Annotated in this window: 15 protein-coding genes and 1 pseudogene; 8 read left to right on the top strand and 8 right to left on the bottom strand. The window is 63.5% G+C overall.

The genetic code is table 11. The features are described 5' to 3' along the window. Position 1 precedes the first annotated feature (1 nt). The 6 genes from sdhA to DZK26_RS10555 all read left to right on the top strand — a co-directional run bounded on the left by sdhA (position 2) and on the right by DZK26_RS10555 (position 4463). Positions 2 to 1792 (top strand): succinate dehydrogenase flavoprotein subunit, encoded by a 1791-nt coding sequence (gene sdhA / locus DZK26_RS10580; RefSeq protein WP_181918289.1) that lies wholly within the window; start codon positions 2 to 4, stop codon positions 1790 to 1792. Positions 1793 to 1794: 2 nt separating this feature from the next. Continuing rightward, positions 1795 to 2580, top strand: coding sequence for a succinate dehydrogenase iron-sulfur subunit (locus tag DZK26_RS10575; protein WP_116897426.1), 786 nt, complete (start codon positions 1795 to 1797; stop codon positions 2578 to 2580). Positions 2581 to 2742: 162 nt separating this feature from the next. Then, complete coding sequence (locus DZK26_RS10570) at positions 2743 to 3003, top strand: succinate dehydrogenase assembly factor 2 (protein ID WP_116897425.1); 261 nt, start codon at positions 2743 to 2745, stop codon at positions 3001 to 3003. Continuing rightward, complete coding sequence (locus tag DZK26_RS10565; RefSeq protein WP_147316865.1) at positions 2972 to 3403, top strand: hypothetical protein; 432 nt, start codon at positions 2972 to 2974, stop codon at positions 3401 to 3403. The genes DZK26_RS10570 and DZK26_RS10565 overlap by 32 nt, the downstream gene beginning before the upstream one ends. Further along, positions 3400 to 4101: a monofunctional biosynthetic peptidoglycan transglycosylase gene (mtgA, locus tag DZK26_RS10560; RefSeq protein ID WP_116897423.1), complete on the top strand. Its 702-nt coding sequence runs from the start codon at positions 3400 to 3402 to the stop codon at positions 4099 to 4101. Before DZK26_RS10565 ends, mtgA begins: the two co-directional genes overlap by 4 nt. Continuing rightward, positions 4098 to 4463: a cupin domain-containing protein gene (locus tag DZK26_RS10555; RefSeq protein ID WP_116897422.1), complete on the top strand. Its 366-nt coding sequence runs from the start codon at positions 4098 to 4100 to the stop codon at positions 4461 to 4463. The genes mtgA and DZK26_RS10555 overlap by 4 nt, the downstream gene beginning before the upstream one ends. A 20-nt stretch (positions 4464 to 4483) precedes the next feature. Here the strand turns inward: DZK26_RS10555 and acs are convergent, their stop codons facing one another. The 3 genes from acs to DZK26_RS10540 are packed head-to-tail and all read right to left on the bottom strand — an operon-like array spanning position 4484 to position 7613. Next, the gene (gene acs, locus DZK26_RS10550; protein ID WP_116897421.1) at positions 4484 to 6445 is read right to left on the bottom strand and encodes an acetate--CoA ligase; all 1962 of its coding nucleotides are present in this window, start codon (positions 6443 to 6445) and stop codon (positions 4484 to 4486) included. Between the two features lie 33 nt (positions 6446 to 6478). Then, positions 6479 to 7207: an HAD hydrolase-like protein gene (locus DZK26_RS10545; protein WP_220337041.1), complete on the bottom strand. Its 729-nt coding sequence runs from the start codon at positions 7205 to 7207 to the stop codon at positions 6479 to 6481. Then, on the bottom strand, positions 7179 to 7613 hold the full coding sequence (locus DZK26_RS10540; protein ID WP_116897419.1) for a YccF domain-containing protein: 435 nt from the start codon (positions 7611 to 7613) through the stop codon (positions 7179 to 7181). The genes DZK26_RS10545 and DZK26_RS10540 overlap by 29 nt, the downstream gene beginning before the upstream one ends. 133 nt (positions 7614 to 7746) lie before the next feature. On the opposite strand from DZK26_RS10540, the gene DZK26_RS10535 reads away from it, so the two are divergent. Further along, complete coding sequence (locus DZK26_RS10535; RefSeq protein WP_116897418.1) at positions 7747 to 7953, top strand: hypothetical protein; 207 nt, start codon at positions 7747 to 7749, stop codon at positions 7951 to 7953. A 73-nt stretch (positions 7954 to 8026) separates the two neighbouring features. Here the strand turns inward: DZK26_RS10535 and DZK26_RS10530 are convergent, their stop codons facing one another. The 4 genes from DZK26_RS10530 to DZK26_RS10515 form a co-directional block, all read right to left on the bottom strand. Further along, positions 8027 to 8671 (bottom strand): DUF6064 family protein, encoded by a 645-nt coding sequence (locus DZK26_RS10530; protein ID WP_116897417.1) that lies wholly within the window; start codon positions 8669 to 8671, stop codon positions 8027 to 8029. Positions 8672 to 8678: 7 nt separating this feature from the next. After that, the gene (locus DZK26_RS10525; RefSeq protein WP_116897416.1) at positions 8679 to 9608 is read right to left on the bottom strand and encodes an aldo/keto reductase; all 930 of its coding nucleotides are present in this window, start codon (positions 9606 to 9608) and stop codon (positions 8679 to 8681) included. Beyond that, a complete protein-coding gene (locus DZK26_RS10520; RefSeq protein WP_116897415.1) occupies positions 9605 to 10012 on the bottom strand; it encodes a hypothetical protein in 408 nt (135 codons plus the stop codon). The genes DZK26_RS10525 and DZK26_RS10520 overlap by 4 nt, the downstream gene beginning before the upstream one ends. A gap of 90 nt (positions 10013 to 10102) precedes the next feature. Continuing rightward, positions 10103 to 12091: a VWA domain-containing protein gene (locus DZK26_RS10515; RefSeq protein ID WP_147306608.1), complete on the bottom strand. Its 1989-nt coding sequence runs from the start codon at positions 12089 to 12091 to the stop codon at positions 10103 to 10105. Positions 12092 to 12380: 289 nt separating this feature from the next. Between DZK26_RS10515 and DZK26_RS10505 the strand changes: the two genes are divergently transcribed. After that, the gene (locus DZK26_RS10505; protein WP_147316864.1) at positions 12381 to 12806 is read left to right on the top strand and encodes a hypothetical protein; all 426 of its coding nucleotides are present in this window, start codon (positions 12381 to 12383) and stop codon (positions 12804 to 12806) included. A 63-nt stretch (positions 12807 to 12869) separates the two neighbouring features. On the opposite strand, the pseudogene DZK26_RS10500 reads toward DZK26_RS10505, so the two are convergent. Beyond that, positions 12870 to 13110: pseudogene (locus DZK26_RS10500) on the bottom strand (hypothetical protein); the annotation flags it as partial.

Raw genomic sequence — 13110 nt, 5'->3', positions numbered from 1 at the left:
CTTGAGCAACGCATACGACATCACCCGGCACGAATACGATGTTCTGGTCATCGGCGCCGGCGGCGCCGGCCTGCGCGCCACCATGGGGCTGGCCGCGACCGGGCTGAACACCGCCTGCATCACCAAGGTCTTCCCGACACGCTCGCACACCGTCGCCGCACAGGGCGGCATGAGTGCCGCGCTGAGCAACATGGGCGAGGACGACTGGCGCTGGCACATGTACGACACCGTCAAGGGCTCGGACTGGCTCGGCGACCAGGACGCCATCGAATACATGTGCAAGAACGCCATGCAGGCCGTGGTCGAGCTGGAGCACTTCGGCGTGCCGTTCTCGCGCACGGAAGAGGGCAAGATCTACCAGCGGCCCTTCGGCGGCATGACCACGCATTACGGCGAGGGGACCGCCCAGCGCACCTGCGCGGCCGCGGACCGGACCGGTCACGCCATCCTGCACACCCTCTACCAGCAGTCGCTCAAGCACGACGCCCAGTTCTTCATCGAGTATTTCGCCATCGACCTGCTGATGGACGACGACGGCGCCTGCCGCGGCGTGCTCGCCTGGGACCTGGGAACCGGCACCCTGCACGAGTTCCGCGCGCATGCCGTGATCCTGGCCACCGGCGGTTACGGCCGATCGTATTTCTCCTGCACTTCGGCGCATACCTGCACGGGCGACGGCAACGGCATGGTTCTGCGCGCCGGCCTGCCGCTGCAGGACATGGAGTTCGTTCAGTTCCATCCCACCGGCATCTACGGCGCCGGCTGCCTGATCACCGAGGGCGTGCGCGGGGAAGGCGGTTACCTGACCAATTCCGAGGGTGAGCGCTTCATGGAGCGTTACGCGCCCAATGCCAAGGACCTGGCCTCGCGCGACGTGGTTTCGCGCTCGATGACCATCGAGATTCGCGAGGGACGTGGCGTAGGCCCGAACAACGACCACATTCACCTCAACCTGCAGCACCTGGGCGCGGACGTCATCAACGAGCGTCTGCCGGGCATTGCCGAGTCGGCCCGGATCTTCTCCGGCGTGGACGTCACCAGGGATCCCATTCCGGTGCTGCCGACCGTGCACTACAACATGGGCGGCATTCCGACCAACCACCACGGCGAGGTCGTCACGCTCGCCAATGATGACCCCGACAGCGTCGTGCCGGGCCTGTATTCCATCGGCGAGGCGGCCTGCGTTTCGGTCCACGGCGCCAATCGGCTGGGCTCGAATTCCCTGCTGGACCTGATCGTCTTCGGGCGGGCCGTGGCGATCCGCTGCGGGGAAAGCATCGAGCCGGGCCAGTCGCACAAGCCGCTGCCCGAAGGCACGGTCGACAAGGTGCTCGACGAATTCGATCGCCTGCGTCATGCCGACGGTGATCTGCCCACGGCCGAGATTCGCGGCGAAATGCAGCAGGTCATGCAGAACAACGCCGCGGTCTTTCGCACCGGCGAGACCCTCGAAGAAGGGCGCGAGAAGATTGCCGAAGTGGCGGGCAAGTTCGACCGGGTCAAGGTCAGCGACCGTTCACTGGTGTGGAATTCCGACCTGGTCGAGACCCTCGAACTCAGGAATCTGCTCGGCAACGCCGTCACCACGATGATGGCGGCCGAAAACCGTACCGAGAGTCGCGGCGCGCACGCCCGGGAAGACTACGGCGATCGCGACGACGAGAACTGGATGAAGCACACACTGATCTGGATGGACGAGGGCGGCAAAACGAAGATCGATTACCGGCCGGTGCACATGCACACGCTGACCGACGAGTGTGAAGTCATTCCGCCGAAAGCACGGACGTACTAACCATGGCAGAGTTCAGACTTCCCAAGAATTCCCGCATCTCCAAGGGCAGGCACTTTCCGGCGCCGGAAGGGGCGAAGAACGTCAAGACCTTCCGCATCTATCGCTGGGAACCCGACAGCGGCGAGAATCCGCGCATCGATTCGTTCGACATCGATCTCGATGACTGCGGGCCGATGGTGCTCGACGCCGTCATCAAAATCAAGAACGAGGTCGATCCCACGCTCACCTTTCGTCGCTCCTGTCGCGAGGGTATCTGCGGCTCCTGCGCCTTCAACATCGACGGCACCAATACGCTGGCCTGCACAAAGGGCATCGACGAGATTTCCGGCGACGTCCGGATCTACCCGCTGCCGCATATGCCGGTGGTCAAGGACCTGGTCCCCGATCTCACGCACTTCTATGCCCAGTACGCCTCGATCCGGCCGTGGCTGCGGACGCAAAGCCCGGCACCGCCGGACAAGGAACGCCTGCAGTCGCCCGAAGACCGCAAGCACATCGACGGTCTGTACGAATGCATTCTGTGCGCCTGCTGCTCGACCGCCTGTCCCAGCTATTGGTGGAGCGGCGAGCGTTACCTGGGGCCGGCCATCCTGCTGCAGGCCTACCGCTGGCTGGTGGATTCGCGCGATGAAGCCACGGGCGAGCGGCTGGACGACCTCGAGGATCCGTTCCGCCTGTATCGCTGCCACACCATCATGAACTGCACGAAGACCTGCCCCAAGGGCCTGAATCCGGCCAAGGCCATCGCCGAAATCAAGAAAATGATGTTGGCAAGAAGGGGGCTCTAGAGTCCGCTTCAGGGCTTGATACGCGTTGCGGCTTCGAGCTGTGAACTGGAACTCAAATCCGAAATTCGAAGCACCAAATCCGAAACAAATTCGAATGACCGATATTCGAATGATCAAAACGGTTGAGGTGCTGCGTCGGCACAGCAATGGAGAACCATCGGCATGAACCGAGATCAGCCTCCATCTCGACTACGCTGGCATTGCCGGCGCGGGATGCAGGAACTCGATGTCATGCTGGGCAGCTGGCTGGATGAGCGTTGGGCGCAGGCGGACGAGTCTCTTCGCCGGGATTTCGACAGGCTGCTGACGTTCGAGGACGACCGCCTTTTCGACTGGCTAATGGGGCGCTCGAGTCCGGATCCCGGCCTGGAAGACATCGTTGAGGCAATCCGTGCACGCCACTTCGGACCGTCGCAGCAATGAATGGCCGGTGGGTCCATCACCCGGGACGGCCCTGGCCCTGTCCGGGCTGACCTTGCTCGGCCTGGCGGCGGCTTTCGCCAACGGGTTGCCGCTTCTCGTCCAGATAGCGATTGCGCTGTTGGTGATCGGCCTCGGGAGCCGGAGCGTATTTCGCTTGTTTCGTCCCGTCGCAACGGGCCTGGCCATCGACGGCGAACGGATCCATCTACGGGATCGCTCCGGAGAACGGTCGACTGGCAGGCTGGTCGGCACGCCCTTCGTCTCGCCGCTTTATGTCGGGTTTCGCTGGCGTGACCGAAAGCGGCGCCTGCCGCGGGCACTCGGGGTGTTTCGCGGGCAGCTGAGCGAGCCGGATTTTCGACGGCTCTGCGCGAGGCTGCGCCAGCGGGGTGAGCGATGAAACGATTCCTGCGTTCCTGCCTGAAGTGGACCTGGCGCCTCGGGCTGCTCGGCTTGCTCCTCCTGGTCGGCCTGACCCTGCCGTTGCGATGGATCGACCCGGCGACATCGGCCTACATGGCCATGGACGCCTGGCAAAACGATCGTGCCGTCCGGCAGGAGTGGGTGCCTTACCGGCAGATCTCCGATCATCTCAAGCTCGCCGTGATCGCGTCCGAAGACCAGAAGTTTCCCCACCACTCCGGTTTCGACATCGACCAGATCCGCCAGGCGGTCGATACGCACCTCGACGGTGGCCGCCTGCGCGGCGCCAGCACCATCACCCAGCAGCTGGCACGCAATCTCTATCTCTGGTCCGGCCGCGACTGGGCTCGCAAGGGCCTGGAAGCGGCGCTGACCGTGCCGCTGGAGTTGTTCGTGCCCAAGCATCGTCTGCTCGAGATCTATCTCAATATTGCCGAGTTCGACACGGGTGTCTATGGCGCCGAAGCAGCGGCAGCGCATTATTTCGGCACGCGGGCAGCCGAGCTTACCCGTGCGGAAGCCGCCGCACTCGCCGCGATACTGCCGGCACCCAAGCGCCTCTCGGCCGCACAGCCGGACGCGTTCGTTTATGAGCGCAGGCGCTGGATTCTCGAACAGATGGACAATCTTGGCCCAGCCTGGGTACCGCATCCCCAACGGGAGAAACCACGATGACGATCAGGCATGCCCACGATTGCCCGGAATACTGGTTCGAAGAAGGCTGCTGGATTACCGAACTGAGCAATACCGACGATGATCCGGCGCTTTCCATCGCACGCGCACGCGTGGCGCCCGGCGGCATCACGCGCTGGCACGCACTCGACGGTATTACCGAGCGCTACACGATCGTTTCGGGTCGCGGTCGCGTCGAACTGGGAAACGGTGTCCGGGAAGCCGTAGCCATTGGCGATGTGGTCATCATCCCACCCGGTCTGGCACAGCGTATCGAGAACACGGGCGAGGACGATCTCGTCTTTTTGGCGCTTTGCACACCGCGATTCCGGTCGGCGTGCTACCGCGACCTGGACGAAGGCTGAGCGAGGTCGAGCAGGCGGCTTCAGACCTGCCGTCGGTTCTCGACCAGATGTTCGACCACCTCCGGGTCGGCCAGGGTCGAGGTATCACCCAGTTGGTCGTGTTCGTTGGCGGCGATCTTCCTCAGGATTCGACGCATGATCTTGCCCGAGCGTGTCTTGGGCAGGCCCGGAGCCCACTGCAGGTGGTCGATGGTGGCGATCGGGCCGATTTCGTCGCGCACCCACTGAACCAGCTCCTTCGCCAGTTCATCGTTGCCCTCACGGCCGGCCATCAGGGTGACGTAGGCGTACACGCCCTGGCCCTTGATGTCGTGCGGAAAGCCGACCACGGCGGCCTCGGCCACAGCGGAATGGGCCACCAGGGCCGATTCCACTTCCGCCGTGCCCAGGCGGTGACCGGAGACGTTGATGACGTCGTCGACGCGCCCGGTGATCCAGTAGTAGCCGTCCTCGTCGCGTCGCGCACCGTCGCCGGTGAAGTAGCGCCCGGGATAGGCCGAAAAATAGGTCTCCCCGAAGCGCTTGTGATCGCCGTAGACGGTGCGCATCTGGCCCGGCCAGCTTCCGTTGAGGACCAGGTTGCCGGAAGCCGCGCCTTCGAGCTCCTTGCCGTCGGCGTCGAGCAGGGCCGGCTTGATGCCGGGGAGGGGCCTCGTGGCCGAGCCCGGCTTGAGATCGGTCGCACCGGGCAGGGGGCTGATGAGAATGCCCCCGGTCTCGGTCTGCCACCAGGTGTCGACGATCGGGCAGCGGCTGTCGCCCACGATCTTGTAGTACCACTCCCAGGCTTCCGGATTGATCGGCTCACCCACCGTACCGAGAATGCGGAGGGACTTGCGGCTGGTCTTCCTGACCGGCTCGTCGCCACCGCGCATCAGGGCACGGATCGCCGTCGGGGCGGTGTAGAAAATGCTGACATCGTGCTTGTCGACGACCTGCCAGAAACGGCTGTTGTCGGGGTAGTTGGGTACGCCCTCGAACATCAGCGTGGTGGCGCCGTTGGCGAGCGGGCCGTAGACGATGTAGCTGTGGCCGGTGACCCAGCCCACGTCCGCGGTGCACCAGTAGATTTCGCCGTCTTGATAGTCGAAGACGACCTCGTGCGTCCAGCTCACCCAGGCAAGATAGCCGCCGGAGGTGTGCAGCACGCCCTTGGGCTTGCCGGTCGACCCCGATGTGTAGAGGATGAAAAGGGGATCCTCGGCGTTCATTTCCTCGGGCTCGCACTCGGCGTCGACATGCTCGAGTTCCTCGTGCAGCCATCGGTCGCGCCCGTCATGCCAGGCGATGTCGTTGCCGGTGTTGCGAACAACCAGCACCGACTCGACGCGCGCCGCTGCATCTTCGTTCTCGAGCGCCCGGTCGACATTCTTCTTCAACGGCGTAGCCTTGCCGCCGCGCACACCCTCGTCGGCGGTAATCACGCACTTGGAGTCGCAATCGATGACGCGGCCGGCCAGCGCATCGGGAGAGAAGCCCCCGAAAACGACGGAATGGACGGCACCGATACGCGCACAGGCCAGCATGGCGATCGCCGCATCGGGGATCATCGGCATGTAGAGGGTCACACGGTCCCCCTTGCCCACGCCCAGGCGCTTGAGCACGTTGGCAAAACGGCAGACACGATCGTGCAGCTGCCGATAGGTGATTTTCTCGTCTTTGTCGGGGTCGTCGCCTTCCCACAGGATGGCAACCTGATCGCCTCGAGATTCCAGATGCCGGTCGATGCAGTTGGCACAGACGTTGAGTGTGCCGTCGTCGTACCAGCGGATATGCAGGTCGTCGAGGTTGAAACTGACGTCCTTGATACGCGAGTAGGGCTTGATCCAGTCGATCCGCCGACCGATCCGATTCCAGAACTTATCCTCGTTGTCGCGTGCTTCCCGGGTGAGCGCCTCGAAGCGATTACGGTCGACATGGGCGGACTGCGCGACCTCGTCGGGGACGGGATGAGTCTGTGGCTGTGGATGGTGCTCTGACATGGGTGCCTTTCCTCTTCGCCAATGCTTTGGAATCTACTGCGTTTCAGTGTCTCCGAAGGCCGCAGGCTTGTAAAGTCGGGGGCTTCCAACCGCCGACAATCCGAGTGCCGCCAATTGGCTCGGACGGTCGATCAGCCGGGCCGCCCCGGCATCGAGCAGTTCACGATGGCCGCCGTAACCCCAGGTCACACCGATTGGTTCGACGCCGTTGGCAATGGCGCCGGCGATATCGTGTCGTCGATCACCGACCATCAACGTGCAGCGGGGATCCAGGGCCGTCCGTTCAAGAATCCAGGCCAGCAGTTCCACCTTGTTCGTGCGAGTGCCGTCGAGTTCGCTGCCGAAGACGTCCTCCAGCCTGCCCTCGAGGCCAAAGTGCGAAATAATCCGGCGCGCATAGATCGTCGGCTTCGATGTGGCCACGAAAAGCCTTGCGCCGCGTTGCTGGAGGGTCTCCAGGGCATCGGCGATGCCGGGGTAGGGAACATTCTCGTAGAGACCGACTTCCCCGAAGCGTTCCCGGTAGAACGCCACGGCGCGATGGGCGAGGGTCCCGTCGCCGTCGAGCAGTTCCTCGAAGCTCGCATGCAGCGGCGGGCCGATGCAGCCGAGCAGCTCGTCCTGGGCGGGTACCGGGCGACCGAGCCGCTCCAGCGCGTGCTGGATGCAGCGCGTGATTCCCTCGCGCGGATCGGTCAGCGTGCCATCTAGATCGAGCAGCAGGTTCATGCGATCAGTCGTGTCGTGCCCGCCGCGTGGCATCGGCGACCTCCGAGAGCACCACGGACTTGCCGATCGGGAAAAGCGCGATACCGGCCAGCTTGACGTGCTGGATGCCGAACGGAATGCCGATAATGGTGATGAACAGCGCCAGCGCCCAGAACAGGTGGCCGATGGCCAGCCAGATGCCCGCCACCACGAACCAGATGACGTTTCCGATCATGCCCAGGCAGCCGGTGCCGATATCCTCCCGGCCGGTCAGCGTGCGCCGGTCGACCGCCTCGCGCCCGAAAGGCCAGAACATGAACTTGCCGAGCACGAAACAGGCCCGGCCCCAGGGGATGCCGATGATGCTGATGAAGCAGAGCAACCCGTAGAACCACCAGGCCAGCCCCATGAAGAACCCGCCCAGCACGAACCAGATGATGTTGCCGATAAGACGAAGCATACTTTGCAACTCGCCAGAGTGATTCGAGGTTACCGAATTCTACACTGACGGATCGACCGGACAGCTCGGCGTCGACTTTTGCGCTTGCGCGACGTAACCTGAAACTGCCTACAAACGAAGGAGGCGAAAAGTCATGACGAAGCTCAGGGACAACAAACTGTTCAGCATCCTGTTCTCTATCCTGCTGGCGCTGTCGGTCGGCATGCTGGCTGGTTGCGAGGAGCAAGGCCCGGCCGAAGAAGCGGGTGAAAATATCGACGAAGCCATGGAAGAAGCCGGCGACAAGATGGAAGAGGCCGCCGACGAGGTCGAGGACGAAGTCGACAACGGCGACGGTTGATCGAAGGCTTTTCCGGTTACATAAGGAATGACGATGAATCCCGGCCTCGCGCCGGGATTTGTCGTAATGGGGTTCAGTCCTCTCGACGGTCAGTTCCCATGATTAGGAACGCTCCTGAAACGATGGCCACAGCCAGCGGTAATGGCGCCCAGGCTGCTTCAAGCGGGATCAGTGTCAGTGTCGAGACCAGGCACCAAAGGGTCGGGATGAGTATCGCCAGCCAGGCGATAACGCCTCGCAGGGACACCAGCAGAATGCCGAGGGTCGCGATGGCAGTGGGGTCCGGGTGCAGGCCGTAGGTTTCGGCGGTGATGAGCGGGTAGGCGAGAAGCGCGCCGATGGTGATTGCCGCACCGCTCAAGCGGGTGACCTTCCCGGAGTGGCCGGGTTCCCGAGGCGTTGCATTGGTTGCGGCGATAGCCGTCAACAAGGCCGCCTGGACGATGAAGCTCCAGCCGAACCAGGGGGCGGCCCAGTTGAGTTCGGCGTAATACTCGAAATGAAAAATGATGCCGCTGCTCAGCCAGGCCGGGGCGAGCAGGGCCAGCGCGACTCGCGTGTTGCCGCGAAGCGCCAGTGTCAGGGCAGCGACGCCCAGGGCGGCAGTGAGGATGTGCAGTGGCCAGAAGGCTTCGTTGATGCGCTCGACCAGGCGCCAGTAGATCTCCGGGGAAAAGGGAATGAAGTCTTCCAGGCGATAGCTCTGCCAGTTGCCCATAAGCCGGCTACAGAGATTCGACGTGGCGGATCATCCGCTCGCGCGTCTTCTGCGACGGCATGGGTTCGTGGCCGGCGCGCATGTTCTCGACAACGTGCTCGACCTTCGTGGTCGCCGGAATCGCACAGGTCAGCGCCGGGTGGCTGACGATGAACTTCAAAAGGAAATCGGCCCAGTTGCGGCAATCGAATGCCTCGGCCGCCCAGTCGGGCACTTCGTGCCGGCGCTGGATGTCCTTGATCAGGCTGCCGCCGTCGTAGGGCCGGTTGGCAATCACGGCGATGCCTTTCTCCTTCGCCAGCGGCAGTAGTCGGTCTTCGACCCCGCGATGGGTGATGTTGTAGGTCAATTGCACGAAGTCGATGTCGTGATCACGCATGATTCGCTCGCACTCGTCGTGCCGGCGGCCGTGCGAGGTGGTGATGCCGACGTGAGCGATCTCGCCATTGGCCTTCATCTGCTGCAGCACTTCCAGGTGTTCGCGCCAGTCGCTGAGGTTGTGGATCTGCACCAGGTCGAACTTTTCGATGCCCCAGCGCTTTGCCAGCTCGGCGACCTGCTCGCGTGTACTGCCGCCGGCCGGGCTCCAGACCTTTTCGGCCGCGTACAGCGAATCGGGCTTGCCCAGCTTTTCGAGCGCATGGCCCATCACGTCCGGCGCTGAACCGTACATCGGCGAGGAGTCGACCAGGCCACCGCCGTGCTCGAAGAAGGCGCGTACCACTTCGGTGCGCGCGTCGAGCAGTTTCGGGTCGCTGCCGACGTTAAAGGTCTGCCAGGTGCCCAGGCCGATGACCGGCAGCCGTCCACCGCCGGGAACGGGCTTGTACAGCAATTCGCCGGGAGCGGCGAGGGACAAATTCGGTGCCAGCCAGGCCCCGGCCATGCCGGCGCCCAGCAGTTTGATCGCGTTGCGGCGTGAAAATCGCATGCTCATGGCGACCTCGTCCGGAAGTGCTCGGGCCTGTAGACAACGGTAGCAAGAATGAGTGCGAAGGCCGTGAGGACGAACACCTTGTTGACGAACCAGTTGGTGCGCCAGATCGTCCAGTCCGGCTCAGACAGGAATCCGACGAACAGGGTGACGATGATGACGATCTCGACTATCGACATGGCGACCGCGAGCCAGCGCGTGTAGCCGGGCTGCGCCAGCAGCGCCCAGCCCAGCCAGACGTGCGCGATCGGCCACAGATCCCAGAACACCCAGGTATTCCAGGCCTCGCCCGCAATCAGGGCGAAGGCGATCGGAAAGACGTACTTGATGAAAACCGACCACGCGGCCAGCACGAACATCAGGTGGGCGAGGAAGGTGATCCAGGCTGACCGGGTGTCTGCGACCATGACGATGTGTCGGCACTCATGAACGGCACCCCAGTGTAACGCTGCCGGTCACCCGCCGGACCGGCATTCCCGCAAGCCCCGGGCGTTCACTCATCCATCGCCCGGCTCAACGGTAATCGCCTTCCTTTCCAGAATGCGGCGCCCCTGTCGCTGGATGTAGCGGATCTCGTAGTCGCCGGCTTCCGACGGCATCTCGAGTTCCAGCGGCGAACCCTTGTTGGTGTAGGTGAACTTGATGTGATTTCCGGACTCATCGCCGGGTCGTGCAACTGAAATATAGTCGCGCCGATAGTCCGGCCCCTGCCATTCGACCGAGACATTCTCGCCTGCAACGGCGGTTTCGGGCGCCAAAAGGCTCACCTCGACCGGTTCGACGGTGATGGCTCTACGCGCCAGGACGGTGCGATCCTGTCGCTGGATATAGCGGATCTCATAGTCGCCGGGATCCGGCGGCATCTGCAGTTCCAGCGGCGAACCGTCCTTGGTGTAGGTAAAGTTGATGTGCTTGCCGGGATCATTATCGGGTCGCGTGATTGCGATGTAGTCGCGCCGGTAATCCGGCCCTTCCCAATCGACCGTGATGTGGGCGCCGGACGCGGCGGTCTCGGGCGCGGACAGGCTGGCCTCGACCGGCTCGACGGTGATGGGATGGCGCGCCAGAATGGTGCGGTCCTGTCGCTGGATATAGCGGATCTCGTAGTCGCCGGCTTCCGGCGGCATCTGAAGCTCGAGGGGCGAGCCGTCCTTGGTGTAGGTAAAGTTGATGTGCTTGCCGGAATCATTATCGGGCCGCGTGATCGCGATGTAGTCGCGCCGGTAGTCCGGCCCTTCCCATTCGACGGTGATGTCATCCCCGGCGGCGGCGGTGTCGGGCGCGGAAACGCTCGCCTCGACCGGCTCGACGGTGATGGGATGGCGCGCCAGAATGGTGCGGTCCTGGCGCTGGATATAGCGGATTTCGTAGTCGCCGGATTCGGCGGGCATCTTCAGCTCGAGCGGCGAGCCGTCTTTCGTGTAGGTGAAATTGATATGCCGGCCGGGGTCATCATCGGGCCGCGTGATCGCGATGTAGTCGCGCCGGTAATCCGGCCCTTCCCATTCGACGGTGATGTCATCGCCGGCGGCAGCAGTATCGGGCGCGGTGAGGGTGGCTTGGACCGGCTCGACCGTGATGGTTTCACCCGCCAGGATCTGCCGGCCCTGGCGCCGAATGTAGCGAAGCTCGTATTCACCTTCTTCCGGCGGCAGGGTCAGTTCCAGGGGCGAGCCTTCCTCGGTGTAGGTGAAGTTGATGTGCCGGTTGGCCGATTCGCCCTTGTACGCGACCGCGATATAGTCGCGCTCTTCGTCAGGACCGGCCCACTCGACCTCGACCGTGCCGCCGGCGAGACCGGTTTCCGGAGCGGTCAGGCTGGCTTCGGCCGGTTCGGGTTCGGGCTGGCTGACGGCCTCGAGCGCGTCGGAAAGCTCACCCGCGTCGCCCGCGCTGAAGAAACGCCCGCCGGTATTCTCCGCCAGGCAGCGCAGCTGGGCCTGGTCCTCGCTGTCGTCGACATCGAAGCCGACCACGTGGGCGGTGAAATCAACGCCCAGTTCGTCCAGCCGCCGGCCCACTTCGCAGGGATCACGATCGCAGGTCTCGCGCCCGTCGGAGATCAGGATCACGGAGGCCTTCTCCTCCTCGTATTTCAGCGCCTCGGCGGCCGCGACCACGGCATCGGACAGCGGCGTCTTGCCGCGCGGATTCAGCCTGGCCACCGCCTCGCGGATGGCGTCACGCGTGTCCGGACCGGGCGGCACCAGCAGCTCGATGTCGGCGCAGTTGCCTTTTTCACGGTGGCCATAGGCACTCAGCCCCAGAGACCGCTCCGGCGGCATGGAATCGAGCAGGTCGTCGATAACGGAACGCGCGATCGCGATCTTGGACTCGCCCTCGATCTGCCCCCACATCGAGCCGGAAGCGTCGAGCACGAGGATAGTCTTCTCCGTTTGTGCTTGTTCCGCCTGGGCAGCCAGGGGCAGTAATGCGGCCATCAGCAAGACGACAACCGCCTGCCGGCAAGGGTACTTCGTGTTCACAACGACTCTCCTTCCTGAAACCTGTTGCGGACTGACACCATCAGAACGCACAAAACGACCGAATCGTGCCACCTGCGGACATCAGTACAGGCGCGTGACCGGAACGTTGGGAAAGCATTACATTACCGCGTCCGCCAGTCGCTTGCCGTGCTGATCGATGTCGCCTCGAAGGAAGCGACCGTCGAATGGGGGCGTCTTTGCCCGGCTCGACTCGGCGATATAATCGAAATTCGGCGGATCTTCGAGAAGGAGGATGAGCCGTGGTCTGGATGATTGAAGGAGAGTCATGATGACGACAACCCCACGCTGGTACTGGATCGTGGCCGGGCTGGCCCTGATATGGATGCTCTTCGGGGTCATGGCTTTTGTGATGGACCCGCTGACCGACGAGGCGGCGCTGGAACAAATGAGTGAGGCCCAGCGCGAGCTGTTCGAGGCGCGACCGACCTGGCTGTTCGTGGTCTATGGCATTGCCGTATTTACCGGCCTGGCCGGCGCCGTCGGATTGCTGATGCGCCGGGCCTGGGCGGTGAGCGCTTTCACCGTCTCGCTGGTATTCGTGGTGATCCAGTTCGTCTACGTATTGTTCGTGCTGGATGCCATTGGCCGGCTCGGTCTCGCTCAGGCAGCGGCGTTTCCCGTGGTGATTCTCGCCATCGGCGCCGGGCTGTTGTGGTTCTCGGTCGTGGCGCGAAGGCGTGGGTGGATTGGTTAATGGCTTTGGGCCGTTAGTGGCCGAATCGGGGGGTGCTCTTCAGCTGAGCGCTGTTCCAGGTTTTCAGTTGACCGAATGATGCTCTTTGCGTTCGGCTCGCTGCGGCTTCTTGCCCGATGGCTGGAGATCGTCGACCGGGGTTTCCAGCAGTCGTTCGGTGGCCTTGACCAGGGTGCGCGCGACCCGGTAGGTCGCTTTCAGCGAGACGGGCTCGTTCGGGGCGTGCGCCAGCTCGATCTCGCCGGGGCCGTAGATGACCGTGGGAACGCCGGCCAGCCGGACCCAGCCCGACATGTCGCAGCCG

This window comes from Wenzhouxiangella sp. 15190 (genome assembly GCF_003417465.1).
Taxonomy (GTDB): Bacteria; Pseudomonadota; Gammaproteobacteria; order Xanthomonadales; family Wenzhouxiangellaceae; genus Wenzhouxiangella.
The sequence above is the reverse complement of the archived record's forward strand: the minus strand, read 5'-3'. Positions and strand labels throughout refer to the sequence as shown.

Bases quoted from the DNA above. Each gene is read 5' to 3' on its own strand.
- mtgA (WP_116897423.1), top strand. From the start codon at position 3,400: ATGAAACGATTCCTGCGTTCCTGCCTGAAGTGGACCTGGCGCCTCGGG.
- DZK26_RS10545 (WP_220337041.1), bottom strand. From the start codon at position 7,207: ATGCCACGCGGCGGGCACGACACGACTGATCGCATGAACCTGCTGCTC.
- DZK26_RS10520 (WP_116897415.1), bottom strand. From the start codon at position 10,012: ATGGTCGCAGACACCCGGTCAGCCTGGATCACCTTCCTCGCCCACCTG.
- DZK26_RS10575 (WP_116897426.1), top strand. From the start codon at position 1,795: ATGGCAGAGTTCAGACTTCCCAAGAATTCCCGCATCTCCAAGGGCAGG.
- DZK26_RS10505 (WP_147316864.1), top strand. From the start codon at position 12,381: ATGACGACAACCCCACGCTGGTACTGGATCGTGGCCGGGCTGGCCCTG.
- DZK26_RS10570 (WP_116897425.1), top strand. From the start codon at position 2,743: ATGAACCGAGATCAGCCTCCATCTCGACTACGCTGGCATTGCCGGCGC.
- DZK26_RS10525 (WP_116897416.1), bottom strand. From the start codon at position 9,608: ATGAGCATGCGATTTTCACGCCGCAACGCGATCAAACTGCTGGGCGCC.
- DZK26_RS10555 (WP_116897422.1), top strand. From the start codon at position 4,098: ATGACGATCAGGCATGCCCACGATTGCCCGGAATACTGGTTCGAAGAA.
- acs (WP_116897421.1), bottom strand. From the start codon at position 6,445: ATGTCAGAGCACCATCCACAGCCACAGACTCATCCCGTCCCCGACGAG.
- DZK26_RS10540 (WP_116897419.1), bottom strand. From the start codon at position 7,613: ATGCTTCGTCTTATCGGCAACATCATCTGGTTCGTGCTGGGCGGGTTC.
- DZK26_RS10530 (WP_116897417.1), bottom strand. From the start codon at position 8,671: ATGGGCAACTGGCAGAGCTATCGCCTGGAAGACTTCATTCCCTTTTCC.
- DZK26_RS10535 (WP_116897418.1), top strand. From the start codon at position 7,747: ATGACGAAGCTCAGGGACAACAAACTGTTCAGCATCCTGTTCTCTATC.